Genomic DNA, 26,954 nt, shown 5'->3' with positions numbered 1-26,954 from the left:
AAAACCGGTGGCGCTGTACGAGGTGCACGCCCGCAAGTGGGAGAACGGCTGGGAACTCCGCATCCCCGACGTGGGGGTCACCTGGTCGCCGACCCTGGGTGAGGCCTCCTCGCGGGCCAGGGAGTTCATCTGTGCCCAGCTCGCCCGGGAGGAGCGCACCGTCCACGTCGACCTGCAGCCGCACGTGAACGAGGAGCTCGACCAGCTGGCGGTCGAGGCCCGGCGTGCCCTGCACATCGCGGACGAGGCCGTGCGCACCGCCTCGGCCAAGGTCAGGGAGCTCGTGCACGGGCTGTCCGGGGCGGGCCTGGCCCCGCCCGACATCGCCCAGTACCTGGGGGTGCCCCACAGCCGCCTGGAGGAGCTGGTCGGGGACTGACCGGCTCCGGGCCGGGGCGCGCGGTGCCGGAGGACGGGCGTGGTCGTCCGGATCCTCCGGCGCCGCCGTGCGTTGCGGGGCCGGGCGGGCCGCGCCGCTGCCGGGGTGCGCCCTGCCGCCGCGGTGCCGGACGCGGTACTGTAGGCCACGACGCATACCAACCAGTTGGTCTGGTGGTGTCCCGCGCACCACGGACAGGACGAGAAAGAGTCGCGCAGCATGCAGGAGTTCGCCGACATCCACGCGCTGGCCGCCGTGCAGGGCAGCCACCTGGGGCACAGCCCCTGGCACACCGTCACCCAGGAGCAGGTCAACCAGTTCGCCGACGCCACCGGCGACCACCAGTGGATCCACGTGGACGCCGAACGCGCCGCCGCGGGACCGTTCGGCGGCACCATCGCCCACGGGTTCCTCTCCCTCTCCCTGCTGCCGATGTTCTCCTGGCAGACCTACCGGCTGCGGAAGGCCCCCGCCATGTCGATCAACTACGGCCTGAACAAGGTCCGCTTCCTCCAGCCGGTGCGGGTGGGCTCCCGGGTCCGCGACAGCCTCGAACTGGCCGAGGTCAAGGAGACCCCCAAGGGCCTGCTGCTGACCATGCGGCACGAGGTCGAGATCGACGGGGAGGAGCGCCCCGCGCTCGTCGCCGAGGCGCTGAGCCTGGTCGTCCCCTGACCCCCGGGCGGCCGCGCCGCCCCGGACGGGCGGCGCGGAAGCGGACGCATGAGGCACGCTGCGGCGGGTAGCGGACGGCGGCGGTGGGCCACGGCCGCCGGGACCCCTGCCCCGGAGGCGGTACCGGACGGTATCCCCTCCGGCTGATAGTTTTCTGTTCAGCGATCTTTCGCAGGGGTCAACTGTCAGATCTCTAGAGACTGAAAGGTGCGTAGATGTCCGCGCCGTACTCGCTTCCTGAACTGCCCTACGACTACGCGGCGCTGGAGCCGTGGATCTCGGGCCAGATCATGGAGCTGCACCACGACAAGCACCACGCCGCCTACGTCAAGGGCGCCAACGACGCCCTGGAGCAGCTGGCGGAGGCTCGGGAGAAGAACGACCTGGGCAAGGTCAACCTGCTGCAGAAGAACCTCGCCTTCAACCTGGCGGGCCACGTGAACCACACGGTCTTCTGGCCGAACCTGTCGCCGGACGGCGGCGACAAGCCCGAGGGTGAGCTGGGCGCCGCCATCGACGACGCCTTCGGCTCCTTCGACGCCTTCCGCGCGCACTTCAACGCCGCGGCCACCGGCATCCAGGGCTCGGGCTGGGCGATCCTCGCCTGGGACATCCTCGGCCAGCGCCTCATCATCGAGCAGCTCTACGACCACCAGGGCAACCTGGCCGCCGGCTCCTACCCGCTGCTGATGCTGGACATGTGGGAGCACGCCTTCTACCTGCAGTACAAGAACGTCAAGGCCGACTACGTCAAGGCGTTCTGGAACGTCGTGAACTGGGCCGACGTCGCCAAGCGGTTCGAGGACGCCCGCAAGGTCGCCCTCGGCTAGGCCGAAGCGGCTCCGACGGTCGGACGCACGGGGCGGCGCCCTCGCCGGGCGCCGCCCCGCTGTCGTCCGCGGCGCGGCTCAGCCGTGCAGCATCCGCACCGCCTCGGTCAGCGAGTCGGCGACCGGGTGGCCGGTGGCCTCCAGCCGCTCCCGGCTCATCAGCCCGGTGGCGACCAGGATCGCCCGGGCCCCCGCCGCGCGGGCGGCGTGCGCGTCGTCGTCGATGTCGCCGATGAGCACGACCGTGGCGGGGTCGATGTCCTGCGCCGCCAGGTGGTTGACCAGGTGTTCGGCCTTGGAGTCGGCGCCGGTGTCGTGGCGCCGCCCGTCCACCCTGGTGAAGTGCGGCACCAGGCCGTGCTCGGTGATCACGGGGACCAGGTGGTCGTGCGCGGCCATCGACAGCAGCGACTGCGTGCCTCCCGCCGCGCGCCAGGCGCCCAGGGTCTCCAGCGCGCCGTCGGCGAGCCGGCACGAGGGCAGCAGCCGCCGGTAGTAGCTGTTGTAGGCGGTGTCGAGGCGCTCCCACTCGCCGTCGGCGAAGGACCTGCCCAGCAGCTCCTCGTAGAACGGGAGCAGCGGACGGCGGAAGATCCGCCGCCACTCCTCCAGTTCCCTGGGGGGCGCGCCGAACATCTCGCACACGTGGTTGGCCGCGGCGAGATTGGCGTGGTTGTCGTCGAGGAGGGTGCCGTTCCAGTCCCACACGATGTGTCGGACGCCCTCTCGCAGGATCGGGGGTTGCTCTGCCACATCCCGTACTCTAGGCGCCGCCGGCGACGCGCCGGGAGTGCGGTCCCCCACCCCCGTCCGCCGCGGCCTCCCCGCGCCGCCGTCTGCGGCGCAGGCGCACCACGAGCCAGACCCCGACCACGGCCACGGCCGAGACGAACAGCACGACCAGCACCGGCAGCAGGACGGCCAGCACGGACAGCACGGCGCTCGTGGCGTCCTCGGCGGTGCTGACCACGGGCGCGCCCACTCCCCCGCTGACGGCGTTGACCATCAAGCGGACCAGCGCCTTGAGCAGGTGGAAGAACAGGGCGATGGCCGCTCCGGCGACCGCCAGCCACACGTCGACGCCTCCCCCGGCCTCGGCGGCGGCCGCCGCCTCACCGGTCGTCGCGGTGGCGCCGGCGCCGAAGACGATGCCGCCCGAGGCGGGCCGCACCAGCGTCTGGAGCACGTCGTTGACGTGGTCCAGGGCGGGGACCTTGTCGGCGCAGAACTCGACGACGAGCAGCACGGCGAGGATGCCCAGCGCCCAGGGGTTCTCCAGCCACTGCCAGCCCGGGCCCAGCGACAGCACGTCGGTGAACCGGGAGAGCAGTCCCGCCGCCAGCAGGGGGATGTAGGCGTTCAGACCGGCCGAGGAGGCCAGGCCGATTCCGGTCAGTATCTCCACTCACGGTGCCTTCTGCTCGGTCGCCCCGCGGGGCGATGAGGGGTGGGTCACCGTGGTGAGACGCGGTCCGTCCCGCCGGAGTTCCCGCCGTCCGGCGCGGACCGGGGCGGGCTACTGCCGGTACTCCTCGACCTGGCTCGTCGGGCGGGGCCGCGCCTGCCCGGGGTCGCCGCCGAACTCCTCCTTGGCCCGCCGCTGGCGCAGCAGGTCCCAGCACTGGTCCAGGGCGCGCTCCAGCTGCTCGATGCGGTCGCGTTCGGCCGGGCTGAGCCGGTGCGCGCGCCGCTCCCGGAGGTCGCGCTCCTCGGTGACGAGCTCCCCGATGCGCTGGATGATCTCCGTCTCGCGGCCGCTGCGTTCGCTCATGTCCCCATGCTCGGTCCGCCGCCTCGGGCAAAGCAAGAAAGCAGGCCCGAAACGCGGTGTTTTTGCCGTTCGCTGACTGTTGTGCGGGACAGTCCCGACAGGTCGGATTGGCCGCGGCGGGCGGGGGAAGACCCATCTCGGCCGCCGGCCCCCGTCCGGCGGTCCCCCTTCCGAAGCGTTCCAGTTGGGAGTCCCCCGCCGTGAAGATCTACGCCGACCGTCCGCTCCGCCGCTGCGCGCAACTGCTGTGCGACGCCCTCGCGCTCGCCTGGATCGCGCTGTGGGTGTGGGCCGCGACGGCCCTGCACGCGACCCTCAGCGCCCTGGCGCGGCCGGGCGTCCTCCTGGAGGACGCGGGCGAGGGGCTGACCAGTCACATGGCGGCCGCGGCCGAGACGGCCCGGGAGGTGCCGTTCGTCGGCGAGCAGCTGTCCGAGCCGTTCGCGAGCATGGGCGCGACCGGCGAGGACCTGAGCGCGGCCGGGGCGGGGTTCCAGCAGACCGTGGCCGATTTCGCCCTGACCCTGTCGCTGGCCGTCGCGGTCCTGCCCGCCGTGGTCGCGCTGGGGGTGTGGCTGCCGCCGCGGATCCGCTGGGTCCGGCGGGCCCGCGAGGCCCGCCGACTCCGGGAGGCGGCCACCGCGGCCGGCAGCGGGCTGCTGGCGCTGCGCGCGCTGGCCGCGGCGCCGGTCGACGCCCTGGGCCGGGTGCACGCCGATCCGGTGGAGGCGTGGCGCCGCGGGGACGAGCGGGTCGTGGCAAAGCTGGCCGCGCTGGAACTGCGGCGGCTCGGCCTGCGGCACTGACGCCGCAGGGCACAAACCAGACAGATCAGCGAATATGGAGCGACCGCGCGTCGCCGCGGTCGGGAAGTGACCGTCTCCGGACCTGCTCCGGATATACCCGTGGGGGGTATAATTGGCCGAGGAAGCGACCAGTCGACAGGAGAACCCCGCGATGGCCGTCTACGGCTACCACGACAACAAGCGGCAGCACCTGAACCGGCTGCGCCGGATCGAGGGGCAGGTACGCGGCCTGCAGCGGATGGTCGAGGACGACGCCTACTGCATCGACGTGCTCACCCAGACCTCCGCGGTGAACAAGGCGCTGCGCTCCTTCGCCCTGTCGCTGCTGGACGAGCACCTCAAGCACTGCGTGGCCCACGCCCTCGCCCACGGCGGGGACGAGGCCGACGCGAAGGTGCGCGAGGCCTCCGAGGCGATCGCCCGGCTGGTCCGCTCCTGACCGATGTCGCCCCAGACCCAGAGACGAGGAACGCCATGGCCACCACCACCATCACCGTCAGCGGAATGACCTGCGGCCACTGCGTGAGTTCGGTGCGGGAGGAGATCGGCGAGCTGCCCGGCGTGACCGACGTGCGCGTGGACCTGGCCAGCGGGCGGGTCGAGGTGGACAGCGCGGCCCCGCTCAGCGACGACCAGCTCCGCTCCGCCGTGGCCGAGGCCGGCTACGAGATCGTGGCCTGACCGGTCCCGCCGGTGCGCGGGGGACGGCGCCTCCGGGCGCTCACTCCCCCACGGCCAGCGCCGCCTTCTCCCGGGCCTGCTCGGGGGCGAGGTACCGGGAGTACGCCTCCAGGTCCACCAGCGCCTCGATACTGCGGTTGAGGAAGCCCAGGCGGGAGACCTCGCCCCCGAGCAGCGCCCGGATCCCCCAGTTGGCGGCCACCCGCATCCGGGCGGGCCCCGAGGGCAGCGAGTACAGGTGGTAGGCCCTGGTCAACGCCAGCGCGGAGGACCCGGTGAGCTCCACGCCGAGCGGACGGGCCACCGCGTCGCGGCCGCTGAGGTCCACCAGCAGCCCGAGGTCGCGGTGGCGGTAGGGCCGGCCGGGGCGTCCCAGCAGCGACGCGATGACGTTGTCCGCGGCCACCGGACCCTGCCGGGAGGCGTTCTGCGCCGTGGGCGGGCAGAACGCGCCCTCCTCGCCCTTGCTCAGGTCGGGCACGGCGGCGGAGTCGCCGACGCCGAAGATCTCCGGGTGCCCCGGGACCGCCAGGTCCGCCCCCACCAGGAGCTTGCCCCGCTCGGTGGGCAGGCCGGTGGCGGCGATGAGCGGGCTCGGCGCGGTCCCGGCAGTCCAGATCAGCGTCCGGCAGGGCAGCAGCCGGTCGTCGGTCAGGGTCACCTTGTCCTGGGTGACCTCGCGGACGCTGACCTCCAACGCGACCTGGACACCGCGCCTGCGCAGCAGGTCCAGGGCCCTGCGGCCCAGGTGCTCGCCCAGTTCCGGCATCAGCCGGGGCGCGATGTCCACCAGGTGCCACTGGATGTGCCGGCGCAGGTCCGGGTAGAGCGCGCACGCCTCCTCGCACAGCAGCTCCAGCGAGGCCGCCGTCTCCACCCCGGTGTAGCCGCCGCCCACGACGACGAAGGTGCAGCGCTCGTCGCGTTCGGCGGGGTCCTCGCTGGCGTTGGCCAGCTCCAGTTGGGCCAGCACGTGGTCGCGCAGGTAGACCGCCTCGGCGAGGTTCTTGTTGCCGCGGCCGTGCTCGATCAGGCCGGGGATGTCGAAGGTGCGGGTGACGCTGCCCGGGGCCAGGATGAGGCGGTCGTAGCGTTCGTAGGCGTACTCCCCCGAGATCTTGAGGACCACGACCGTGCGCCGGCCGGTGTCCACCCCGATGGCCGCACCGGGGACGATGCGGGTGCGGCGGAGTTTGCGGTGCAGGGAGACCGCGATCGACTGCGGGGTCAGCAGCCCCGAGGCCACCTGGGGCAGCAGCGGCTGGTAGAGCATGTAGTCGTTGGGGGCGACGAGCACCAGCTCGGCTCTGCCCTCCGGAATTCTCTGTTCCAGTCGGCGCAGCGCGTTCAGTCCCGCGAACCCCGCGCCGACCACGACGATGCGTGGCCGTGCCATCGTCGGACCACCCCCTGTCAGTCGGCCGTTCGCGCTCCCCGCTGCCCGTGGACCGGAGGGGCAAACGCGCCGTCGGGACGGCCGCCGACGGCGAGCACCGCCGTGCGGGCCATCGTGAACAGCAGCTCGGCCATCCGGTCCCGGTCGAGTTCGCCCGCGCTGTGCGGGGTAGAGTTGAGCAGGCCGAACATGGCGTGCACGGCGGTGCGCAGCACCGGTTCGGCCACCCCGGGCCGCAGTTCGGCCAGCACGGCCACCCACTGCTCCACGTAGGCCCGCTGCAGTCGGCGGATCCGGTGCCGCGGCTCGGGCGGGACGTTGCGCAGTTCGCGGTCGTGCACCGTGATGAGCGCCGGTTCGTCCAGGGCGAAGGCGATGTGGCCGCGCAGCAGGGCGTCCAGGGCGGCCTCGGGGCCGGGACTCCCGGCGACCCGCGCCGCGCCCCCGTGCAGCAGCCGCTCGCTGACGTCGAGGAGGACCTCGGCGAGCAGCGCCTCCTTGCCGCGGAAGTGCCGGTACAGGGCGGGTCCGGTGGTCCCGACCGCCCGTCCCAGGTCCTCGATGGACACGCCGCGGAAGCCGCGTGCCGCGAAGAGTTCGGCGGCGGCGCGCAGAATGGCCGACCGGCGGTCTCCCCCGCCGCTGTTCCGCTCCATCGCACCTCCGGGCACCGCAGTCCTGGACACCAATGTTAGCGATCATTAACATCGCAGTTGTTAATGGTCATTAACAACGTGGGGAGGGGAAGGATGAGCGGGCCGTCCGTGCTCACCTCCGCCGTGGACCCGTCGAGTCCGGCCTTCCGGGCCAACGCCGAGGCCAACCGCGCGCTCGTCGCCGACCTGCGGCGCCGCCTGGCCGCCGCGGCGGCCGGCGGCCCCGAGCAGGCCCGCAGACGCCACGTGGCGCGCGGCAAGCTGCTGCCCCGGGAGCGCGTGGACGCCCTCCTCGACCCGGGATCGCCGTTCCTGGAGCTGTCGCCGCTGGCCGCCGACGGGATGTACGGGCCCGACGGCCGCGACGCGCCCGCCGCCGGGATCATCACCGGGGTGGGGCGGGTGGCGGGCCGCGAGGTCGTGGTGGTGGCCAACGACGCCACCGTCAAGGGCGGCAGCTACTACCCGATGACCGTCAAGAAGCACCTGCGCGCCCAGGAGGTGGCCCTGCACAACCGCCTGCCGTGCGTCTACCTCGTCGACTCCGGCGGCGCCTTCCTGCCCCTGCAGGACGAGGTCTTCCCCGACCGCGAGCACTTCGGCCGCATCTTCTACAACCAGGCCACGATGTCGCGGCTGGGCATCGCGCAGATCGCCGCGGTGCTGGGGTCGTGCACCGCGGGCGGCGCCTACGTGCCCGCCATGAGCGACGAGGCGGTGATCGTCCGCGACCAGGGCACCATCTTCCTGGGCGGCCCCCCGCTGGTGAAGGCCGCCACCGGAGAGGTCGTCACCGCCGAGGAGCTGGGCGGCGGCGACGTGCACGCCCGCGTCTCCGGGGTGGTCGACCACATCGCCGACGACGACGCGCACGCCCTGGACATCGTCCGCCGGATCGTCGCCACCCTCGGCCCGCGGCCCGCACCCGCCTGGGAGGTGCGCCCGCCCCGTCCCCCCGCGGCCGACCCCGAGGAGCTCTACGGCGTCGTCCCCACCGACACCCGCACCCCCTACGACGTGCGCGAGGTGATCGCGCGGATCGTCGACGCCGGTGAGTTCACCGAGTTCAAGGCCGAGTACGGCCCCACCCTGGTCACCGGGTTCGCCCACGTCCACGGCCACCCCGTCGGCGTCGTCGCCAACAACGGCATCCTGTTCTCCGAGTCCGCGCTGAAGGGCGCGCACTTCGTGGAACTGTGCGACCGGCGCTCCGTCCCGCTGCTGTTCCTGCAGAACATCTCCGGCTTCATGGTGGGCCGCGACTACGAGGCCGGCGGCATCGCCAAGCACGGCGCGAAGATGGTCACCGCCGTGGCCTGCGCCCGGGTCCCCAAGTTCACCGTCGTCATCGGCGGCTCCTTCGGCGCGGGCAACTACAGCATGTGCGGCCGCGCCTACTCGCCGCGGTTCCTGTGGATGTGGCCCAACGCCCGCATCTCGGTGATGGGCGGCGAACAGGCCGCGTCCGTCCTGGCCACGGTGCGCCGCGACCAGCTGGCCGCGCGCGGCGAGGAGTGGCCCGCCGAGGCCGAGGAGGAGTTCAAGGCCCCAATCCGGGCCCGCTACGAGGAGCAGGGCAACCCCTACTACTCCACCGCGCGCCTGTGGGACGACGGCGTCATCGACCCCGCCGACACCCGCACCGTGCTGGGACTGGCCCTGTCCGCGGCCCGGCACGCCCCGCTGGAGCCGGTGGGCTACGGCGTCTTCCGCATGTAGGCCGGCCGAGGAACGGAGCCCGTGATGACGACCCCCTTTCCGACCGCCCTGTCCGGGGCGCACACCGTCCTGGTGGCCAACCGGGGCGAGATCGCGGTGCGGATCATCCGCACCCTGCGGCGGCTCGCGCTGCGCGCGGTGGCCGTGCACAGCGACGCCGACGCCGACGCGCCCCACGTGCGCGCCGCCGACGCCGCGCTGCGCGTCCCCGACTACCTGGACGCCGCCGCGATCATCGAGGCCGCCCTGGCCGCCGGGGCGAGCATGGTCCACCCCGGCTACGGCTTCCTGGCGGAGAACGCCTCCTTCGCGCGGGCCTGCGCCGCGGCGGGACTGGTCTTCGTCGGCCCGCCGCCGGAGGCCGTCGAGACGATGGGCGACAAGATCCGTGCCAAGCGGACCGCGGCCGCCGCGGGGGTGCCGCTGCTGCCCGGTTTCGCCGAGACCCCCGGCCGCCCCATGTCCGACGCGGAACTGGCGGAGGCCGCCGCCCGGGTCGGCTACCCGCTGCTGCTCAAACCGTCGGCGGGCGGCGGCGGCAAGGGCATGCGCCTGGTGCGCCGCCCCGCCGACCTGGCGGAGGCAGCGGCCGCCGCGCGCCGGGAGGCCCGCTCCGCCTTCGGCGACGCCACCCTGCTGGCGGAGCGGTTCGTGGAACGCCCCCGCCACATCGAGGTGCAGATCCTCGCCGACGCCCACGGCAACGTCGTGCACCTGGGGGAGCGCGAGTGCAGTCTGCAGCGCCGCCACCAGAAGATCGTGGAGGAGGCCCCCTCGCCCCTGCTCACCCCCGACCGCCGCGCCGCGATGGGGAAGGCCGCGGTGGCCGCCGCCCGGGCCTGCGGCTACGTGGGCGCCGGCACCGTGGAGTTCGTCGTGCCGGCCGCCGGGTCGGCCGTCCCCGGCACCGCGGCCGACCACTTCTTCCTGGAGATGAACACCCGGCTCCAGGTGGAGCACCCGGTCACCGAGGCCGTGGCCACGATCCGCGGTGAGCGCGGCATCGACCTGGTGGAGGCGCAGCTGCGCCTCGCGCTGGGCGAGGCGCTGCCGTTCACCCAGGACGACGTCTCCTGGAGCGGGCACGCGGTCGAGTGCCGGATCTACGCCGAGGACCCGGCCCGGGGCTTCCTGCCCACCGGGGGCCGGGTGCTGCTGCTGGACGAGCCCGCCGGACCGGGGGTCCGGGTGGACTCCGGGATCGCCGAGGGGACCGAGGTCACCTCCGCCTACGACCCGATGCTGGCCAAGGTCGTCGCCTGGGACCGCGACCGGGCGGGCGCGCTGCGGCGGGCCGACGCCGCACTGGCCCGGTACACGCTGCTGGGCTGCGGGGTGAACACGGCGTTCCTGCGCGCCCTGCTGGCCCGTCCCGAGGTGGCCGCCGGGGACCTGAGCACCGAGCTGACCGAGCGGCTGCGGCCGGAACTGGCCGCGGGCGGGCAGGCGGGCGAGGAGGTCCTGGCCGCCGCCGCCCTGGACCGCCAGCTCGGCCTGCGCCCGGCCGCCGGCACCGCGAACCGCTTCGCCGTGCCCGACGGCTGGCGCCTCGGCGCCCCCGCCTGGACCGTCTGGCGGCTGCGCCCCGCCGGGGGCGACGCCGTCACGGTGCGGGTCCGCGCCGAACCGGGCGCCCCCGACCGCTTCCAGGTGCGTCTGGGCGACGGCGAGCCCGTGCCCGCCACCGCGGCGCGCTCCGCCGACGGGCGCGGCCTGCACGTCGTCCTCGGCGGGCGCGCCCACCGCTACGCCCGCGCCGCGGCAGGCCGCGACCTGTGGCTGGGCCGCGACGGCGCGGCCTGGCACATCCGGGAGGAGACCCGCACCGCCCCGCTGCGGCGCACCGCCGCGCCCGCCGACGGCGCGGTGCGCAGCCCCATGCCCGGCACGGTGCTGGCCGTGCCGGTCGCCCCGGGCGACACCGTGCGGGCGGGCCAGACCGTCGCCGTGGTCGAGGCCATGAAGATGGAGCACCCCGTCACCGCCCCGTGCGACGGAACCGTCGCCGAACTGCGGGCCCGCCCGGGGCAGTCCGTGGTCCTGGACGCCCTCCTGGCCGTCGTCACGCCGGCGTCCGGCCCGGAGCGCTCCGCACCCACCGCCACCGAGGAGCAGAGTTGATGCCGCACCGTCTCAGCCCGGAACACGAGGAACTGCGCCGCACCGTCGAGGAGTTCGCCCGCACCGAGGTGGCTCCCGTCATCGGCGACTACTACGAACGCTCCGCCTTCCCCTACGAGATCGTCGCCAAGATGGGCCGGATGGGCCTGTTCGGGCTGCCCTTCCCCGAGGAGGTGGGCGGCATGGGCGGCGACTACTTCGCGCTCTGCCTGGCCCTGGAGGAACTGGCCCGGGTGGACTCCTCGGTGGCGATCACCCTGGAGGCGGGGGTGTCGCTGGGGGCGATGCCGATCCACCGCTTCGGCACCCCCGAGCAGAAGGCGACCTGGCTGCCCCGGCTCTGCTCGGGCGCGGCGCTGGGCGCGTTCGGCCTGACCGAACCGGGCGGCGGCTCCGACGCCGGAGCCACCCGCACCACGGCCCGGCTCGACGGCGGCCAGTGGGTGGTCAACGGCACCAAGTGCTTCATCACCAACTCCGGCACCGCCATCACCGCGCTGGTCACGGTGACCGCGGTGACCGGGAGGCGGCCCGACGGGCGGCCGGAGATCTCCGCGATCATCGTCCCCTCCGGCACCCCGGGCCTGTCGGTGGGGCAGAAGTACTCCAAGGTGGGCTGGACCGCGTCCGACACCAACGAACTGGTCTTCGCCGACTGCCGGGTCCCCGAGGACAACCTGCTGGGCGAGCGGGGCCGCGGCTACGCCCAGTTCCTGCGCATCCTGGACGAGGGGCGCATCGCCATCGCCGCGCTGGCCGTGGGCCTGGCGCAGGGCTGCGTGGACGAGAGCCTGCGGTACGCGGGCGAGCGGCAGGCGTTCGGCCACGCGATCGGCCGCTACCAGGCGATCCAGTTCAAGATCGCGGACATGGCGGCCCGCGTGCACACCGCCCGCCTGGCCTACTACGACGCGGCCGCGCGCATGCTGGCCGGGCAGCCGTTCAAGAAGGAGGCGGCCATCGCCAAACTGGTGGCGTCCAACGCGGCCATGGACAACGCCCGCGACGCCACCCAGATCTTCGGCGGGTACGGGTTCATGAACGACGTCCCCGTGGGGCGGTTCTACCGGGACGCCAAGATCCTGGAGATCGGCGAGGGCACCTCGGAGATCCAGCGGATGCTCATCGCCCGGGAGTTGGGCCTGCCCGCCTGAGCCGGGGCGGCGTCCGGCCCGGGGAGAAGGCCTGACGAGGCAGACCGACCGGCCCCTCCCACCGGCACGCCACCCGGCACGCATCTCGCCACCGCCGGGCAGGAACAGCAGGAGACGAAAAGGACGGAAGTGTTGCCCGCAGCGCGGTTTCCCACCCGGTGGTCGACGTGCCGGTTTTTCGAGAAATGAAGGAAAACAGCCTGGAACGCTGGTAAAGTCGCAGGTCGTTCAGTATGCTCCCCGCGCACGCGGGGATGGTCCCTGACTAACTGATGCGCGTCACACCACGCGCCCATGCTCCCCGCGCACGCGGGGATGGTCCCTGGTCGGGGTGGCTGTCGGCGATGGCGGTGAGATGCTCCCCCCACACGCGGGGACGGTCCGCTCGATGATCTTGACGGAAACGGCCCGTGTCCTGCGGTTCGGTGCCCCACGGTGTCACGATCACGGCCGGTTCCGGCGGGCGCGGGGGCCGGGAGGAGTGGGCGTGCATCCCCTCTCCCCTCTTCCCCGCCGGACCACGACCGCCCCGGCCGCGCTGCGCGCGGCCGGGGCGGCTCCGTTCGCGCACGCTCCCGGGCGTCGGCGCGCTCCCGGCCTCCCGTCGGCCCCTCTCCCCGTTTCCGGGAGGGGCCGCGCCCACGGGTGCGGGCGGCCGGTGGACCGGTCAGGAGACGTGGTCGGCGGGACCGGACTTGATCGCCTCGACCAGGCGGCCGATCTGGTCCTCGGGCAGGTGCTGGGCGAGGTCGGCCTCGCTGACGATGCCGACCAGCTCCCGGTTCTCGATCACCGGGAGCCGTTTGATCTTGTGCTGGGTCATCTCCTGCAGCACGGTCTCGATGTCGGCCGAGGCGTCCACGTAGAACGGCTTGCCCTGGGCGAGTTCGATCGCGTTGCAGGTGTCGGGGTCCTTGCCCTCCGCCAGGCACTTCACCACGATGTCGCGGTCGGTGATGATGCCTTTCAGCTTGCCGTCCTCACCGCAGATGGGCAGGGCACCCACCCCCAGGTCGCGCATCATGCGGGCCGCGCTGGTCAGGTTGGTGTTCGCCTCGACGCACTCGACGCCCCGGTGCATGATGTCCTTGGCTGTGGTCATGAGATCCCCCTTCTCTCGTTCCGCGGGCCCGAGCCGGCTCGGGCGGAACGTGTCGGGGCACCTACCCGGCAACCGTGACGACATCCATCACAGCGGACAAATCACCCGGCAAGCGCCGCGGGGGTCTCAGCGGCGGCGGCAGACCATGATCTCGGTGGTCGGGCTCTCCGTCCGGGCCCGCACCAGGCGCCGTTCCAGCGGGTAGAGGGCGGCTCCGGCGAGCCACCCGGTCGGCTCGGTGAGCGTGGCCGCGCGCAGCGTCCCGCCCCACACCTTGCGCCACACCGGGCCGGCGTCGACCTGCGCGTTCATCAGCACCAGGAACGGGGCCCGGTGCAGCACGTCGAAACCGGCGCGGTCCAGGCAGGCGGTGATCCACCCGATCGTGCGGTTGACCTGGTTGGCGCCGCGCTGGGTCGGACGGTGCAGGAAGTTCTCCGAGAGCACGAAGTACCCGCCGGGCCGCACCAGCCGGGCGATCGACTCCACGGCGGCGGTGTAGCGGTCGTCGTCGGTGATGTGGAAGAGCACGTCCATGCAGGAGACCGCGTCGAAGTCGGCTCCGGCCAGCGCGTCCCCCGGGTCGGCGATGTCCAGGCGCTCGAAGCGCAGCGCGGGGAAGCGGTCGCGCAGCCGTGCCACGGCCGCCTCGGTCAGGTCGCTCCCGGTGATCGAAGCGGCGCCCAGCTGCTGCCAGGCGCGCACGTAGAAGCCGGTCCCCGAGCCCACGTCGAGCACGCTCGCCCGGCTCCAGTCCACTCCGAGGGATCCCATCCGCTCCAGGAACACGTCCCGGCGCACCCGGTACATCCACTCGTTGAACGGTCTGCCCAGAGCCCGGTAGCCGACCCCGGTCTCCGTCCAGTCCGTCCCCAGGCGCTCCTCCCAGAAGGCCCTGCGTTCGTCGTGGGAAGTCATGCCCGCATGATTCCCGGTCGGCCTCCGCGGGTCCAGCATCCCGCGCCGGGAGGCACGGCAAAGAAGCGGGGCACGACACACCCGGTGCCGGACCCCGCCCGTCTGCTTTGCCTACCGCCAGGAGGGGTGACCGCCGGTGGGGGTGGTCTCCGCGGAGGCGTCGCCGACCGCGATGGCGTGCTCGACCAGACGGATCAGGGTGGCCTTGGTGGACGCCCTGTCCCGCGCGTCGCACTGCACGATCGGGATGTCCTCGCTGAGCGTGAGGGCGTCGCGCACCTCGCTGATGGAGTGGGGGTAGTAGGAGTCGAAGCCGTTGATCGCCACGATGAACGGCAGCTTCGCCTCCTCGAAGTAGTCGATGGCCGGGAAGCAGTCCGCGAGTCGGCGGGTGTCGACCAGGACCACCGCTCCGATGGCTCCTTTGACCAGGTCGTCCCACATGAACCAGAAGCGGTGCTGGCCCGGGGTGCCGAACAGGTAGAGGATGAGGTCGGAGTCGAGGGAGACCCGGCCGAAGTCCATGGCGACCGTGGTCGTCTGCTTGTCCGGTGTCTTGGCCAGATCGTCCACGCCCACGCTGGCGCTGGTCATGACCGCTTCGGTGGTCAGTGGAACGATCTCAGAGACCGACCCCACAAACGTCGTCTTCCCGACGCCGAAGCCCCCGGCGACGACGATCTTCACCGACGTCATCGCGTTCGCCACAGCACCGCCCTCGTCGGCTGGGCTAGAGCTTGCGAAGTCCACTGAGTACCCTTTCAAGCAGGTTGACGTTGGGCCGGCTGTCGGTGTTCAGCGACGACCTGATCTGCACAAGACCCTGTTCTGCCATGTCCGCCACCAGGACCCGCGCGACACCGAGCGGTATCCGGCACAGGGCGGAGATCTCCGCCACGGACCGCCACTCCTGGCAGAGGTCGCTGATCGCCTGGCACTCGGGGGTGAGGGTCCCGAACTCGCTGCGCGCCGTCGCCGTCGTGGAGATCAGTGCCTCCAGCGGCAGGTTGGTCTTCGGCTTGGTCCGACCGCGGGTCACCGCATAGGGCCGTACCAGCGAACTGGGCGCACTCTCACCGATCGACCACTGCTGTCCGGTGACCTGTTGGGCCGTTCCCGGCAGCTCCCCGCCGCTCGGCGGCTCGGGCAGCGGCCTGGGCGCACCGGCCGGCGAGTCGCCGAACCACGAGGTGCTCCCGGTGTCTCTACCGTGAGGTGGTGCCACCACTTCCTCCTGTCGGTGGTGGGTCAGTGGATGCCCGGGGTACGTGCCGCCGGGGTCAGTGCCCGACCGGCCCGCTCGACGAGCAGTGTCATCTCGTAGCCGACCAGGCCGAGGTCGCATTCGGCGGCAGCGAGCACCGCGAGGCATGATCCATCGCTGATAGCCATGATAAGGAGCAGCCCGCGCTCCATTTCGACCACGGTCTGGGCGACCGCTCCCCCTTCGAAGACCCGGGCCGCGCCTTGGGTGAGGCTGGAGAGACCGGAGGCGATCGCAGCCAACTGGTCGGCACGATCGGTGGGGAATCCGGCTGAGGCCGCCAACGGTAGACCATCTGACGACACCACGATCGCGTGTGCCACGTCGGGCACGCGGTTGGCGAAGTCAGTGATCAGCCAGTTGAGTTCGTTCACCGGTTGACTCATCTGCTCTCCTGTCGGTCCCAGCCTTCACATCGGCCGATCTGGTCAACGGCCGACAGCCGAGAGTTTCTCGCGGATGACTTGATTGCGATCCCATGTCCGAGAAGTGCAGATGATGTTAATTCATTACTCATCGGGTATCCACTCCTCAGTACGGGCCCGGATGGCCTCGCCGCCACAAGACACCGACCTTCGAATCGGACATTACTCCTCCTGGGACGAGCGCTTGTTCAGGGCGTCCCGCCCCTGCCGGATGCCCTGCTGGAAGCTGGAGAACCGGCTGCGCACCCGATCCGCGGAGCGCGAGGTGATCTGCTTGAAGTTCTCCGGTGCCGGCGCGGTGCCCGGGACCAGGTTCGCCTTGGGCACCCGCTTGGGCAGCCCCGAGGCCGTGATCCCGCCCGCGATCGGCTCGCTGGTCCGCTCGGCGGCGGTCTTCCACCCGACGTCCGCCTCGGAGCGCCACTCGTCCTCGGGACGCGACGGCGTCGGGGACGGCGTGGGCGGCGTGGGCGGCTCGGCCGCGCCGAGCCCGTCGGGGGTGCTGACGGCGCTGATCGGCCCCGTCTCGGCCGCGGTGACCGCCGGGTTGACGGTGCGGCGGCGGAACCAGTTCGACTCGATGGAGTCGAAGATCGGCAGCGGGTCGTTGGACTCGTGCTCCGGGGAGGGCGGAATGATCGTGTTCTGGCTGCCGCCCGCACCGTACCGCTTGGACAGGTAGGCGGTGGAGCCGTAGCCCTCGCGGACCTCCGGCCGCTCCGGGGCGTCGCCGCCGCTGCCGGGGTAGGGCCGGGACAGCGGGTTCTGCCAGTTGCGGCCGTCCCCCGCGCCCCGGTTCGGGTCCTCCAGCGGGTTGGCCGGACGCTGCTGCTCGGGCCGGTCCACGGAGTAGCCGTAGACGCTCTGGCGGTCGGAGCGCGGCGGCTCCGGAGCGGCCGGCCGCGGTCCCGAGGCCGCCGGCGGCGCCGGGGGCCCGGACACCGGCGGCGCCGGGGGCCCGGACACCGGCGGGGCCGTCGGACGGTCGGGCTCCGGCGCGGGGGAGGCCGCCGGTTCGGCGGGAGCGGGCCGGGAGTCGGCGGAGGCGGTGCGGGAGCGCTTGGCCCAGCCCGCGTCCCACAGGTCCTCTCCGCTGGGCGGGTGCTCCGGCGTCTGCTGGGCCCGCTGCGCGGCGCGCGTGGCCGGGTCGGGGCGCTTGGGCAGTCCCGACGGCGTGCTGCTGCGCTCCCACACGGGGCGGTCGTTGCCCTCGGGCGGCTGCCACACGCTGTCGGCGGGGTCGGCGGGCGCCGGGGAGGAGGCGAAGGCGGCGGTGGCCTCGGCGTAGGTGTCCGGCACGGTTCCGCGCGGCGGGTTGAGCGCCGGGGTCGCCGGCTCCACCGGCGTGATCAGCAGGTCGTTGGGCAGCGTCACGGACGCGGTGATGCCGCCGTTGTGGGCGGCGCGCAGCCGCACCTGGATGCCGTGCCGGTTGGCCAGGCGGCTGACCACGAACAGGCCCATGCGGCGGGAGACCGCGACGTCGATGAGCGGCGGCTCGGCGAGCCTCTGGTTGGTGCTCTCGATCTCCTCGGGCGCCATGCCGATGCCCGAGTCGGTGATCTCGACGACGACGTCCCCGCTGTCCGTCGGCTGGGCGCTGACCGAGACCTGGGTGTCGTGCGAGGAGAAGACGGTGGCGTTCTCCACCAGCTCGGCGATGAGGTGGATGACGTCGTTGACCGGGCGGCCCAGGACCGAGATGTGCGAGGGGGCGCGGACGTTGACCCGCGCGTACTGCTCCACCTCGGAGACCGCGGCGCGCAGCACGTCGACCAGCGGGACCGGCTGCGCCCACTTGCGGGTGTTGTCCTGTCCGGAGAGGACCAGCAGGTTCTCGTTGTTGCGGCGCATGCGGGTGGCCAGGTGGTCGAGCTGGAACAGCTCGGCCAGGCGGTCGTCGTCCTGCTCGCTCTGCTCCAGGTGCTCGATGAGGCGCAGCTGCCGTTCCACCAGGCTCTGGCTGCGCCGGGAGAGGTTGACGAACATCGCGTTGACGTTGGCGCGGAGTGCGGCCTCGTCGGAGGCCAGCCGCAGCGCGGCGCGGTGGACCTCGTCGAAGGAGCGCGCCACCTCGCCGAACTCGTCGGCGGACTCCACCTCGATCGGGGTGATCTTCACCTCTCCCGGACGCACGTTGGTCTCGCGCATCCGGCCGATCGCGTCGGGCAGGTCCCGGGCGGCCACGCGCATGGCCCCGTCCCGCAGGAGGCGCAGCGGGACGACCATGCTGCGCGCCACCCACGAGGTACTGAGGAAGACGAAGACGATGAGGAGGAGCACGCCGAGGCTGTCCAGCAGCAGCAGGGCGCGTCCGTTCTCCTTGTGCAGGGTGGCCTCGGAGCGCACCAGGGTGGCCATGGAGCTCTCCACCTGCGCCAGCGCCTCCATCGCGCTGATGGCGGTCTCCCGGTAGCTCTCCGGGTCGTCCCCGTCGGTGATGCCGGTCAGGCTCTGGCCCTCCTCGGCCCGCAGCAGGGCGCGCAGCCGCATGGTGCCCAGCCGGCTGACGTCCAGGCCCCCGTAGTTCTCGTCGAACAGCGCCTCCTGCTCGGGGGTCGCGCTGTTGCGGAAGTTCCGGATCTCGTTGTTGTAGCGCGCCTGGGTGCTCTCGATGGAGTCCTGGACGCCGCCCGACATCGAGTCGCGGATCAGGGAGTGCAGCATCAGCGCGGTCTCGTAGGACTGGTCGTCGCGGGCCCTGCCCAGCGCGGTGAGCGCGCGGATGCTCTCACGCAGCGCCGAGGAGGTGTCGGTGGTGCTGGCCAGCGCTTCGACGAAGTCGGTGAGGGTGCCGATGATCTGGCGGTACTTGGTGACCGCCGGAAGCATCGTGACCCGGGTGTGGGCGACCTCCTCGCGCACCCCGTTCAGCTTCTCCAGGGAGTCCAGCATGGCGTCCAGGCGGTCCCGGACGATCGGCTCCCCCGGGTCGCCCATCTCGTTGGCCGCCGCGCGGACGTCGTTGAGCTCCTGGTCGACGACGCTCTGCTGCTCCTGCAGCTCGACCGCGCGCTCGTTGGAGCGCCGCTGCGGGTTGGGGTCGTCCGCGATGTAGGCGGCGACGAGCATCCGCTCCTTGCCCAGCTCGTTGCCCAGCTGCACGATCTCCTCGGCGAGGATCGCCATCGCCTCGGTGCGTTCGTTCCTGAAGGTGTCCAGGGCGCTCTCGGACAGCCGCGCGGCGCCCAGGACCAGCGCCGCCGCCGTGGGGACGACGACGAGCGCCACCAGCCGGGAGCGGACACGCCAGTTCCGGGGGTCCCACCACCGCCTGGCGGGCTGCTCGGCCGCGGCCTCTGTCGTCTCGGCCTGCTCCGGCACGTCGTCGTTGGCGTCAGCGCCGTTGTTTGTCGCTCGTGTCGACACGGACCCTCGCAACCTTTCGTGTCACCGCCTGGGGCACCGGGGTCAAGAGCCCCGTGGGGGTGGGTACCGGACAGCACCACGCGGCCCGCTGTGGTACACAGTGCGCCGTCTGAGGTGTCATGTGTAGGGAACCCGGTATCAGGAAGGGAGATCTTGCCGCCGCAGGACTCACCTCGTGGGGCTGAGGCTTCGCGCAGCGCCGAACCGGGAACAGCGTGCGTGAGCCGTTAGCGTACCAATTAGGACAGGCACCCCGCACTACCCCGATCCACCCCTAATCACCGGAGTCACCTAGGACCGGTTTATACCGCTTGGCCCTACTGGTCTAGTCTTTCGCGCCTTCTTCGCCGAAATTTCTCGCACCGCGGGGTCGGATCGGCCTCATTCCATCACATGGATAACTTTTTGCACACGTCCCGCCCGCGGCCTGGGGACAACCTCCCCGGACGGGCGCCGCCGGAGCGCTCAGGTCCCCGTCCCCGACCCAATCCGCAGCTCGAAGGAGCCGAGCGTCCCCCCGTCCACGAAGAACTCCTCCCCGGCCGCGAGCGGCCGGGTCCGCGCCGGAAGCGAACCGACCGGAGCCCCGCCGGTCCCGGCTCCCCCCGCGAACGGGCCGTCGACCGTCCCGCCCGCCACCACGGCGCCGTCCGCGCTCACCTCGACGGCGAGCACGGCGCCGGCGGCCTCCTCCGCGGTGACGAGCGCCGGCCCGAGGGTCAGCGCGACCGGCTCCTGCCGCGGCGTGCTCCACAGGCAGGCGAGCGTGTACCCGGCGACCTCTCCCGTGCCGTGGTGGAACGCGACCGCGCCCGCCTCGGCGACCAGCGCCGCGGCCCCGGCGGGGAGCACCACCCCGTCGTCGGTGCCGCGCACCAGCGCCGGGTCGGCGGTGACGGGGCCCGACCCCGCGCGGTGCAGCGCGACGGGGCGGTCGGGCACCAGCGGGGCGCACAGCCGCGTCTCGAACTCCACGATGACCTCCACCGGCGCGGCCAGCGCCCGCCGGTGGGCGCTGCGCAGGGCCTCGGCGCCGTCGGCCAGCAGCCGCAGGACGTCCTCGTGTCCCGGGTAGCCGAGGACACAGCCGTCGTCCACCACTCCCGGACGCCGCTCGCCCCCGCTCGGGGAGAGATAGGTGACCCAGCGCATCGTCCACCCCCTGTCGTCCGGGCGCACCGTGGGCCCGGACACCGGTCCCAGGGGGAAACCTACCGGTTCCGCCCGGCCGGGCCCGGGCGGGCGGCGCCGGCGGGGCTCACAGCGGGTTGTGCTCCCTGCCGGTGCCGCCGCACATGCGGCACTGCTCCAGCACGCGGATCCAGCCGATCACTCCGGCGGCGTCCCGCCTGGGACGTTCCGGCCGCCACTGGCCCGTCCCGCCGCAGTAGCGGCACGGCAGGTCGGACCGGTCGCACCACTCGCACCCGTCCACCTCGCACCGTGCCCGGAGCGTCTCCACCGGCACTCGACCGCCCCCTGTCGTCTCCTCCGTCACTCTCGGAGGTCAGCGTGGCACAGCGGGACAGGTCCCGTCCACCGGAACGGACCCGGTGTGCGGCGGGGTCATCCGGACTCCCGGATCATCAGGTGCGTCTCCAGGATCAACTGGACCGGCTCGGTGGTCTCCCCCGTGATCCGGTCGACCAGGAGCCGCGCCATCTCCCTGCCCATCAGCTCGGTGGGCTGGTTGACGCTGCTCATCGGCGGCTCGGCGTGTTCGGCCACGGTCGAGTCGTCGTAGCCGATCACGGCGACGTCCTCGGGCGCGCTGCGCCCCGCCGCGCGCAGCACCCGCAGCGCCGCCAGCCCCATCAGGTCGGAGGCGGCGAACACCGCGTCCAGGTCCGGGGCGCGCTCCAGCAGTTCCCGCATGGCGGCCGTGCCGCTGTCGTAGGTGAAGTCGCCGTAGCTGACCAGGTCCTCGTCGTACTCCAGGCCGGCGTCGAGCAGCGCCTCGCGGTAGCCCTGGAGGCGCTCCACGCCGGCGACCATGTCCTGGGGGCCGGCGATGGTGGCGATGCGGCGGTGCCCCGTCTCGATCAGCCGCTGGGTGGCCTGGCGGCCGCCGCCGAGGTTGTCCATGTCGACGTAGGACACCTGCTCCTCGGGGACCTCCAGCGGCCGGCCGCCGTAGACGTAGGGCACCCCGGCCTCGTCCAGCATCTGCGGCAGCGGGTCGTCGCGGTGCAGCGACAGCAGCAGGACGCCGTCGACGTGCTGGCCGGCCAGGTAGCCGCCGAGCCGTTCGTGTTCGGCCCCGGAGCGGCCGGTGGCCAGCACGAACTGGAAGCCGCGTTCGGACAGGGCCACGCCCACCCCGAGGACGATCCCGGCGTAGAAGGGTTCGGCGAAGAGCCTCTGGTTGTCCTCCGACACCACCAGGGCCACGGTGTCGGTCCGTCGGGTGACCAGGGTGCGGGCCGCACGGTTGGGCACGTAGCCCAACTCCTTGATCGCCCGCTTCACGGCCTCCCGCGTGGCCGGACTCACCTGGTCGGAGCCGTTGATCACGCGGGACACCGTCCCCCGTCCGACTCCCGCCAGGGCGGCCACCATCTCCAGTGTCGGACGCCGCCGACGCTCCATGCTCTTCCCCCAACCCACGGCCGCGCCGTCCCGATGTCCTCCTTTTGTATCCTGGGCGACACCGGGACGGCGAGGTTTTGATCTGTTTTCTCGGAACAGAGCCGGCTAGCGCTGTCCGATGATCCCTCCGTCACGGATGACCCGCGAGTACCACCGGCCGCTGTCCTTGACCGTGCGGACCTGGCTCTCGTAGTCCACGTGCACGATGCCGAAGCGCTTGCCGTAGCCCAGCGCCCACTCGAAGTTGTCCATCAGCGACCAGGCGAAGTAGCCCTTGAGGGGGACGCCCGCCTCGATCGCGGCGTGCACCGCGCGCAGGTGCGCGTCCAGGTAGGCGATCCGGTCGGTGTCGTGCACCGCGCCGTCGACGAGCTCGTCCTCGAAGGCCGCGCCGTTCTCGGTGACGTACAGGGTCAGCCCCGGGTAGTCGGCGGCCAGCCGGGTGAGCGTGTCGTACATGCCGCTGGCGTCGATCGGCCAGCCCATCGCGGTGACCGGCAGACCGGGGTCGACGTCGACGACGTGCTCGCTGCCCACCGACGGCGAGTAGTCGTCGGACGGCAGCCGGTCGGATCCGCCGTTCTCCCGGTTGCCCGACACCCAGCTGGGGTTGTAGAAGTTGACGCCCATCATGTCCAGCGGCGTGGAGATGGTCTCCAGGTCGCCGTCCTGGACGAAGCCGTAGTCGGTGATCTTGGCGACGTCGGCGAGCAGGTCCTCCGGGTAGCGCCCCTTCACCAGGGGTTCGGTGAAGATGCGGTTGCGCAGCGCGTCGATGCGGCGCGCGGCGTCCACGTCGGCCTCGCTGTCGGTGTAGGGGCGCACCGTGGTCTGGTTGTGCACGATGCCGACCAGCGGGGTGCGGCCGGCCTGGCGGCCCAGGTCGCGGATGACGTTGACGGCCAGCCCGTGGCCCAGCATCAGGTGGTGCGCGGCGGCCAGCGCGGCGGCGGGCTCGCGGCGGCCCGGCGCGTGCACGCCGGAGGCGTAGCCGAGGAACGCCGAGCACCACGGCTCGTTGAGGGTGTTCCAGTGGGTGACCCGGTCGCCCAGGCGGTTGTAGACGATCTCCGCGTAGTCGGCGAAGCGCTTGGCGGTGTCCCGGTTGGGCCAGCCGCCCGCGTCCTCCAGGGCCTGGGGCAGGTCCCAGTGGTAGAGGGTCGGCCACGGGTCGATGCCGGCCTCCAGCACGCAGTCCACGAGCCGGTCGTAGAAGTCCAGGCCGGCCTCCAGGGGCTTGCCCCTGCCCTCGGGCTGGATGCGCGGCCAGGCCACGGAGAAGCGGTAGGCGCCGACGCCCAGGTCGCGCATGAGCGCCACGTCGTCGCGGTACCGGTTGTAGTGGTCGCAGGCGGGGTCGCCGGTGTCGCCGTTCTCGACCTTGCCGGGGGTGGCGCAGAAGGTGTCCCAGATGCTGGGCCCGCGGCCGTCGGCCGTGGTGGACCCCTCGATCTGGAACGCGGCGGTGGCCACTCCCCACACGAAGTCCGCGGGGAAGTGGACGTCCGGTTTCGGTTTCTCCTCGGCCTGGCCGAGGGGGGCGGTCGACTGTGAGGTCACTTGATGGCACCTTCCATGATCCGGCCGATCAGCTGGCGGCCGAGGACGAAGAACAGGATGAGCAGAGGGAGTGTGGCGACGACGGACCCGGTGAACATGAGCGCGAAGTCACGCGAGTACGCCGACTGGTTGAGCTGGTTGATGGCGAGCTGGACCGTCGGGTTGGCCGGGGTCAGCACGGCCAGCGCCCAGGTGAACTCGTTCCACTGCGTCATGAACGTCAGCAGGCCGAGCACCACCATGGCGGGCCGCAGCGCGGGCAGGACCACGTTCCAGTAGATGCGGAAGGTGGAGCAGCCGTCCATACGCGCCGCTTCGAGCAGTTCGTCGGGGATCGCCTGGACGCAGTACTGGCGCATCATGAACACGCCGAAGCCGCTGACCATGAAGGGCACGATGATCGCGGTGAGCTGTCCGCGCCAGCCGAACCACTCCATGAGCATCAGCAGCGGGATGATCCCCATCTGCACGGGCACGGCCATGGTCAGCACCACGCCGACGGCGGCGGCGTTGCGTCCCCGGAAGTTCAGCTTGGCCAGGGAGAATCCGGCCAGCGAGGAGAAGAGCACCACCGACAGCGCGAGTACGGTGGCGGAGACCGCCGAGTTGATCAGACCGAGCGTGAAGTTGGCGGAGGTGTTGGCGAAGAGGCGCTCCAGGTTCTCCAGGAAGTTGCCCCCGGGCCACATGTAGGGCGGACGGGCCGAGGCCGCGGCCGAGTCGCGGCTGGCCACGACGAACATCCACCACAGGGGGAAGACCGACAGCAGGACGGTGAGGGAGAGCCCGATGTAGGTCAGCGGGGTGGCCTCGCGCATCCCGGTGCTGCCGCCGTTCTTCCGCTTCCGCTTCGCGGGCTGGGCGGCCGCCGGGGCGGCGTCCGGGGTCGGGGTCAGGGTGGTGGTCATCATGCCCCCTTGATCCTGCTGCTGAGCAGCGCGTTGAGTGCGCTGAGCGCCACGACGAGCATGAACAGCGTCCAGGCGATCGCGGAGCCGTAGCCGTAGTTGTTGAAGCGGAAGGCCTCCTCGAAGATCAGCATCATCGTGGTCTGGAACTGTCCCTGGGAGCCGCCGGAGACGCCTCCGAAGATCACCGGCTCGGTGAACAGCTGCATCTGGCCGATGGTGGAGACGATCACGGTGAAGATGATCGTGGGCCGCAGCATCGGAACGGTGATCTGCCAGAACTGCCGGGTGCGGGACGCCCCGTCGATGGAGGCGGCCTCGTAGATGTCCCGGGGGATGGCCGACATGGCCGCCAGGTAGATCAGCGCGTTGTAGCCGGTCCAGCGCCAGTCGACCATCACCGCGATGGCGATCCAGGAGGAGAAGGTGCCGCCCTGCCAGTTGATCGGGTCGATGCCGATGAAGCCCAGCGCGTAGTTGATGAGGCCGAACTGGGTGCCGAACAGCTGGGAGAAGACGATCGCCACGGCCGCCACGGAGGTCAGGTAGGGCAGCAGCAGCCCCATCCGGAAGAAGTTGACCGCGCGGATCCTGCGGCTCAGCGTGTCGGCCAGGTACATGGCCAGCAGCAGCTGGGGGACGACGGCGATGATGAAGATGCCGAAAGTGTTGTACAGCGAGTTCCAGAACTTGGCGTCCTGGACGAGGCGGATGTAGTTGTCGATCCCGACGAACCCCTGGTTGCCGCCCAGCAGCGTCCAGTCGTGCAGCGACACCCAGACGGTGTAGAGCAGGGGGAACAGGCCGAAGATCGCGAAGAGGATGAAGAAGGGAGAGATGAACAGGTAGGGGGAGACGCGGAGGTCCAGGCGGGTCCAGAAGATCTGCCTGCGTTCCTTCTTCGCCCTGGCGTCGTTCCCGGGCGGGGGGAGGGCGGGTTCCTCCGTGCCCCCGGGCGGGGCGCCGCCGCGTCTGAGAAGAGTCACGTCAAGCGCTCCTCGTCATGAGAGATCAGATGTCAGATGGAAGAGAGGAGACGGTCCGCCCGACACGGGGGGAGGGGTTCGGGGGGGTCGGGACGGGCCGTCTGCTCTGGGTTCGTCCGTACGGGGTCCGCGGACCCGTCCTGTGGAGGGGCCCGCCGCGGTCGGCGGGGGCACGGGACGGGTCCGCGTTCACCTGCGGCCGGTGGACGTGTCCGGTCCGGCGGGTTACTCGCCCGAGGCGCGCTTCGCGCCGTCGAGCGCCTGCTGCCAGGCCTCTTCAGGGGTGGCCTGGCCCTGCTCCATGGCCTGCATCGCCTTGCGGAACTCCTCGGAGACCTGGGCGTTGTTGACGCCGTAGTAGACCGGCTTCAGCTCCATGGCGGTCTCGGAGTAGATCTTGCCGACCGGGGCCTGGTTGAAGTAGTCACGGGTGAACTCGGTGACGGCCGGGTCCTCCAGGGCCTGCGGCGAGGAGGGCAGGGTGTTGGCGGCGTTCCACGCGGAGATCTGGCCCTCGGGGCTGGTCAGGAACATGGCCAGCTTGGCGGCCTCCTCGGGGTGCTCGCTCTGGGTGGTCACGGCCAGCCAGGAGCCGCCCCAGTTGCCGCCGTTACCGGGGACGCTGGCGACGTCCCACTGGTCGCGGCCGCTCTCACCGGCGGTGTTCTCGATGTGGCCGAGCATCCAGGCCGGGCAGGGCAGGGTCGCGAAGACGTTGTTCTGGATGCCCGTGTTCCACTCGTCGGACCACATCTCCAGGTTGGCGGAGAGGCCCTCGTCGATCATCTTCTCGACCAGGTCCCAGCTCTCCAGGATGACCGGGTTGGAGTCGGCGACGAGGTTGTTGTCCTCGTCGAAGAAGGTGTGGGTGCCGCCCTGGGCGTTGATGGCGTTGAAGTAGGGGGTGACCGTGGAGACGAAGGCGGCGCCGGTGTCGGCCTTCTGGAACTCCTTGCCGACCTCGATGAAGTCTTCCCAGGTCTCCCAGCTCGCGCTGACCTCTTCGCGGTCGGTGGGCAGGCCCGCGTCCTCGAAGAGGGTCTTGTTGTAGCACATGCTCATGCCGCCGATGTCGGTCCCCAGGCCGAGGATCTCCCCGTTGGGTCCCTTGCCCATCTCCCACTTCCAGGGCAGGAAGTTCTCCTCCAGGTCGGCCGCGCCGTACTCGGCGAGGTCGACGAAGTTGTCGCCCTGGCTGAGGAAGAACTGCTGGATGATGCCCTCTTCGATGGCGACGATGTCACCCGCGCCGCTGCCCGCCGCGATGTTCTGCTGCAGCTGGGGAACGTAGTCGGCGTTGAGGTCGGTGACGTTGTTCTCTTCGATGACGATGTCCGGGTTCTCTTCCATGTACTGCTGGAAGAGCTCGTCGTAGCCGAAGACGCCGAAGGTGTCGACGGTGAGGGTGATCTTGCCGTCCCCGGCGGAGTCACCGTCGCCGCCGCAGGCGGCGGTGCTGAGGAGCGTCACGACTCCCAGCGCCGCAGCGGCCGTCTTCCAGTGCCGACGATCAAAAGTTCGCATGTGTGCGACCCCTCGCTCAAAGTGGAATGTCTTGGATCGCGTCCCGTGTGGTCCCCCGCTTTGGGAGCGCTCCCAAGAGAGTGGCCCACACCACTGGGATCCGTCAATCCCAGATCATGCC

General features: G+C 71.8%; 27 protein-coding genes. 9 read left to right on the top strand and 18 right to left on the bottom strand.

Annotated features, from left to right (window positions below):
- The first annotated feature begins 7 nt into the window (after window positions 1–7).
- The 3 genes from FOF52_RS01575 (at window position 8) to FOF52_RS01565 (ending at window position 1,884) form a co-directional block, all read left to right on the top strand.
- Window positions 8–379, top strand: coding sequence for a hypothetical protein (locus FOF52_RS01575; RefSeq protein WP_248592048.1), 372 nt, complete (start codon window positions 8–10; stop codon window positions 377–379).
- 219 nt (window positions 380–598) lie between these two features.
- The gene (locus FOF52_RS01570; RefSeq protein ID WP_248592047.1) at window positions 599–1,054 is read left to right on the top strand and encodes a MaoC family dehydratase; all 456 of its coding nucleotides are present in this window, start codon (window positions 599–601) and stop codon (window positions 1,052–1,054) included.
- 215 nt (window positions 1,055–1,269) lie between these two features.
- Complete coding sequence (locus FOF52_RS01565; RefSeq protein WP_248592046.1) at window positions 1,270–1,884, top strand: superoxide dismutase; 615 nt, start codon at window positions 1,270–1,272, stop codon at window positions 1,882–1,884.
- Between the two features lie 78 nt (window positions 1,885–1,962).
- On the opposite strand, the gene FOF52_RS01560 is transcribed toward FOF52_RS01565, so the two are convergent.
- The 3 genes from FOF52_RS01560 to FOF52_RS01550 form a co-directional block, all read right to left on the bottom strand.
- Entirely contained in the window at window positions 1,963–2,637 is a 675-nt protein-coding gene (locus FOF52_RS01560) for an HAD family hydrolase (RefSeq protein WP_248592045.1), read from the bottom strand.
- A 10-nt stretch (window positions 2,638–2,647) separates the two neighbouring features.
- Window positions 2,648–3,289: a DUF4126 domain-containing protein gene (locus tag FOF52_RS01555; protein WP_248592044.1), complete on the bottom strand. Its 642-nt coding sequence runs from the start codon at window positions 3,287–3,289 to the stop codon at window positions 2,648–2,650.
- 111 nt (window positions 3,290–3,400) lie between these two features.
- Window positions 3,401–3,655 carry a DUF2630 family protein gene (locus tag FOF52_RS01550; protein ID WP_248592043.1) on the bottom strand — a complete coding sequence of 85 codons (255 nt, stop codon included), beginning with the start codon at window positions 3,653–3,655 and terminating at the stop codon, window positions 3,401–3,403.
- Window positions 3,656–3,855: 200 nt separating this feature from the next.
- On the opposite strand from FOF52_RS01550, the gene FOF52_RS01545 reads away from it, so the two are divergent.
- The 3 genes from FOF52_RS01545 (at window position 3,856) to FOF52_RS01535 (ending at window position 5,142) form a co-directional block, all read left to right on the top strand.
- Entirely contained in the window at window positions 3,856–4,461 is a 606-nt protein-coding gene (locus FOF52_RS01545) for a hypothetical protein (protein ID WP_248592042.1), read from the top strand.
- Between the two features lie 151 nt (window positions 4,462–4,612).
- Window positions 4,613–4,900, top strand: a complete 288-nt coding sequence (locus tag FOF52_RS01540; protein ID WP_248593715.1) for a metal-sensitive transcriptional regulator — start codon at window positions 4,613–4,615, stop codon at window positions 4,898–4,900.
- A 35-nt stretch (window positions 4,901–4,935) separates the two neighbouring features.
- Window positions 4,936–5,142, top strand: coding sequence for a heavy-metal-associated domain-containing protein (locus FOF52_RS01535; protein ID WP_248592041.1), 207 nt, complete (start codon window positions 4,936–4,938; stop codon window positions 5,140–5,142).
- A 40-nt stretch (window positions 5,143–5,182) separates the two neighbouring features.
- Here FOF52_RS01535 and FOF52_RS01530 read toward each other — a convergent pair whose 3' ends face one another.
- Together FOF52_RS01530 and FOF52_RS01525 are read right to left on the bottom strand one after the other, a co-directional pair.
- Window positions 5,183–6,538 (bottom strand): NAD(P)/FAD-dependent oxidoreductase, encoded by a 1,356-nt coding sequence (locus FOF52_RS01530; protein WP_248592040.1) that lies wholly within the window; start codon window positions 6,536–6,538, stop codon window positions 5,183–5,185.
- A 17-nt stretch (window positions 6,539–6,555) separates the two neighbouring features.
- Window positions 6,556–7,194: an SACE_7040 family transcriptional regulator gene (locus tag FOF52_RS01525; protein ID WP_248592039.1), complete on the bottom strand. Its 639-nt coding sequence runs from the start codon at window positions 7,192–7,194 to the stop codon at window positions 6,556–6,558.
- Window positions 7,195–7,302: 108 nt separating this feature from the next.
- Here FOF52_RS01525 and FOF52_RS01520 point away from each other — a divergent pair, with 108 nt between their 5' ends.
- Genes FOF52_RS01520 through FOF52_RS01510 form a run of 3 tightly spaced genes read left to right on the top strand, consistent with a single transcriptional unit; the run spans window position 7,303 to window position 12,188 of the window.
- Window positions 7,303–8,913 carry a carboxyl transferase domain-containing protein gene (locus FOF52_RS01520; RefSeq protein WP_282574039.1) on the top strand — a complete coding sequence of 537 codons (1,611 nt, stop codon included), beginning with the start codon at window positions 7,303–7,305 and terminating at the stop codon, window positions 8,911–8,913.
- A 24-nt stretch (window positions 8,914–8,937) separates the two neighbouring features.
- Window positions 8,938–11,034, top strand: coding sequence for an acetyl/propionyl/methylcrotonyl-CoA carboxylase subunit alpha (locus FOF52_RS01515; RefSeq protein ID WP_248592037.1), 2,097 nt, complete (start codon window positions 8,938–8,940; stop codon window positions 11,032–11,034).
- Entirely contained in the window at window positions 11,031–12,188 is a 1,158-nt protein-coding gene (locus FOF52_RS01510) for an acyl-CoA dehydrogenase family protein (RefSeq protein ID WP_282573792.1), read from the top strand. The genes FOF52_RS01515 and FOF52_RS01510 overlap by 4 nt, the downstream gene beginning before the upstream one ends.
- A gap of 667 nt (window positions 12,189–12,855) precedes the next feature.
- Here the strand turns inward: FOF52_RS01510 and FOF52_RS01505 are convergent.
- The 13 genes from FOF52_RS01505 to FOF52_RS01445 form a co-directional block, all read right to left on the bottom strand.
- Complete coding sequence (locus FOF52_RS01505) at window positions 12,856–13,290, bottom strand: CBS domain-containing protein (protein ID WP_248592035.1); 435 nt, start codon at window positions 13,288–13,290, stop codon at window positions 12,856–12,858.
- 126 nt (window positions 13,291–13,416) lie between these two features.
- Window positions 13,417–14,208, bottom strand: a complete 792-nt coding sequence (locus FOF52_RS01500; RefSeq protein WP_248592034.1) for a class I SAM-dependent methyltransferase — start codon at window positions 14,206–14,208, stop codon at window positions 13,417–13,419.
- A 111-nt stretch (window positions 14,209–14,319) separates the two neighbouring features.
- Window positions 14,320–14,904: a GTP-binding protein gene (locus tag FOF52_RS01495; RefSeq protein ID WP_248593714.1), complete on the bottom strand. Its 585-nt coding sequence runs from the start codon at window positions 14,902–14,904 to the stop codon at window positions 14,320–14,322.
- Window positions 14,905–14,938: 34 nt separating this feature from the next.
- A complete protein-coding gene (locus tag FOF52_RS01490; RefSeq protein ID WP_248592033.1) occupies window positions 14,939–15,436 on the bottom strand; it encodes a DUF742 domain-containing protein in 498 nt (165 codons plus the stop codon).
- 20 nt (window positions 15,437–15,456) lie between these two features.
- A complete protein-coding gene (locus FOF52_RS01485) occupies window positions 15,457–15,858 on the bottom strand; it encodes a roadblock/LC7 domain-containing protein (protein ID WP_248592032.1) in 402 nt (133 codons plus the stop codon).
- Between the two features lie 201 nt (window positions 15,859–16,059).
- Window positions 16,060–19,266 (bottom strand): sensor histidine kinase, encoded by a 3,207-nt coding sequence (locus FOF52_RS01480; protein WP_248592031.1) that lies wholly within the window; start codon window positions 19,264–19,266, stop codon window positions 16,060–16,062.
- A gap of 465 nt (window positions 19,267–19,731) precedes the next feature.
- Window positions 19,732–20,460 (bottom strand): hypothetical protein, encoded by a 729-nt coding sequence (locus FOF52_RS01475; RefSeq protein WP_248592030.1) that lies wholly within the window; start codon window positions 20,458–20,460, stop codon window positions 19,732–19,734.
- A 64-nt stretch (window positions 20,461–20,524) separates the two neighbouring features.
- Window positions 20,525–20,734: a hypothetical protein gene (locus tag FOF52_RS01470; protein WP_248592029.1), complete on the bottom strand. Its 210-nt coding sequence runs from the start codon at window positions 20,732–20,734 to the stop codon at window positions 20,525–20,527.
- A 98-nt stretch (window positions 20,735–20,832) separates the two neighbouring features.
- Entirely contained in the window at window positions 20,833–21,855 is a 1,023-nt protein-coding gene (locus FOF52_RS01465; RefSeq protein ID WP_248592028.1) for a LacI family DNA-binding transcriptional regulator, read from the bottom strand.
- 105 nt (window positions 21,856–21,960) lie between these two features.
- Window positions 21,961–23,415, bottom strand: coding sequence for a GH1 family beta-glucosidase (locus FOF52_RS01460; RefSeq protein ID WP_248592027.1), 1,455 nt, complete (start codon window positions 23,413–23,415; stop codon window positions 21,961–21,963).
- Window positions 23,412–24,323: a carbohydrate ABC transporter permease gene (locus FOF52_RS01455; protein WP_425265540.1), complete on the bottom strand. Its 912-nt coding sequence runs from the start codon at window positions 24,321–24,323 to the stop codon at window positions 23,412–23,414. Before FOF52_RS01455 ends, FOF52_RS01460 begins: the two co-directional genes overlap by 4 nt.
- On the bottom strand, window positions 24,323–25,309 hold the full coding sequence (locus tag FOF52_RS01450) for a carbohydrate ABC transporter permease (protein ID WP_248592025.1): 987 nt from the start codon (window positions 25,307–25,309) through the stop codon (window positions 24,323–24,325). The genes FOF52_RS01455 and FOF52_RS01450 overlap by 1 nt, the downstream gene beginning before the upstream one ends.
- Before the next feature lie 225 nt (window positions 25,310–25,534).
- On the bottom strand, window positions 25,535–26,833 hold the full coding sequence (locus tag FOF52_RS01445; RefSeq protein ID WP_248592024.1) for an ABC transporter substrate-binding protein: 1,299 nt from the start codon (window positions 26,831–26,833) through the stop codon (window positions 25,535–25,537).
- Between the last annotated feature and the right edge of the window lie 121 nt (window positions 26,834–26,954).

Source organism: Thermobifida alba (genome assembly GCF_023208015.1).
Lineage (GTDB): Bacteria > Actinomycetota > Actinomycetes > Streptosporangiales > Streptosporangiaceae > Thermobifida > Thermobifida alba.
This window is presented reverse-complemented; position numbering and strand designations above follow the sequence as displayed.

Excerpts from the sequence above, each read along its gene's own strand:
- FOF52_RS01495 (WP_248593714.1), bottom strand. The coding sequence starts at position 14,904 with ATGACGTCGGTGAAGATCGTCGTCGCCGGGGGCTTCGGCGTCGGGAAG.
- FOF52_RS01500 (WP_248592034.1), bottom strand. The coding sequence starts at position 14,208 with ATGACTTCCCACGACGAACGCAGGGCCTTCTGGGAGGAGCGCCTGGGG.
- FOF52_RS01570 (WP_248592047.1), top strand. The coding sequence starts at position 599 with ATGCAGGAGTTCGCCGACATCCACGCGCTGGCCGCCGTGCAGGGCAGC.
- FOF52_RS01485 (WP_248592032.1), bottom strand. The coding sequence starts at position 15,858 with ATGAGTCAACCGGTGAACGAACTCAACTGGCTGATCACTGACTTCGCC.
- FOF52_RS01535 (WP_248592041.1), top strand. The coding sequence starts at position 4,936 with ATGGCCACCACCACCATCACCGTCAGCGGAATGACCTGCGGCCACTGC.
- FOF52_RS01465 (WP_248592028.1), bottom strand. The coding sequence starts at position 21,855 with ATGGAGCGTCGGCGGCGTCCGACACTGGAGATGGTGGCCGCCCTGGCG.
- FOF52_RS01525 (WP_248592039.1), bottom strand. The coding sequence starts at position 7,194 with ATGGAGCGGAACAGCGGCGGGGGAGACCGCCGGTCGGCCATTCTGCGC.
- FOF52_RS01565 (WP_248592046.1), top strand. The coding sequence starts at position 1,270 with ATGTCCGCGCCGTACTCGCTTCCTGAACTGCCCTACGACTACGCGGCG.
- FOF52_RS01530 (WP_248592040.1), bottom strand. The coding sequence starts at position 6,538 with ATGGCACGGCCACGCATCGTCGTGGTCGGCGCGGGGTTCGCGGGACTG.
- FOF52_RS01455 (WP_425265540.1), bottom strand. The coding sequence starts at position 24,323 with ATGACCACCACCCTGACCCCGACCCCGGACGCCGCCCCGGCGGCCGCC.
- FOF52_RS01540 (WP_248593715.1), top strand. The coding sequence starts at position 4,613 with ATGGCCGTCTACGGCTACCACGACAACAAGCGGCAGCACCTGAACCGG.
- FOF52_RS01505 (WP_248592035.1), bottom strand. The coding sequence starts at position 13,290 with ATGACCACAGCCAAGGACATCATGCACCGGGGCGTCGAGTGCGTCGAG.
- FOF52_RS01550 (WP_248592043.1), bottom strand. The coding sequence starts at position 3,655 with ATGAGCGAACGCAGCGGCCGCGAGACGGAGATCATCCAGCGCATCGGG.
- FOF52_RS01445 (WP_248592024.1), bottom strand. The coding sequence starts at position 26,833 with ATGCGAACTTTTGATCGTCGGCACTGGAAGACGGCCGCTGCGGCGCTG.
- FOF52_RS01515 (WP_248592037.1), top strand. The coding sequence starts at position 8,938 with ATGACGACCCCCTTTCCGACCGCCCTGTCCGGGGCGCACACCGTCCTG.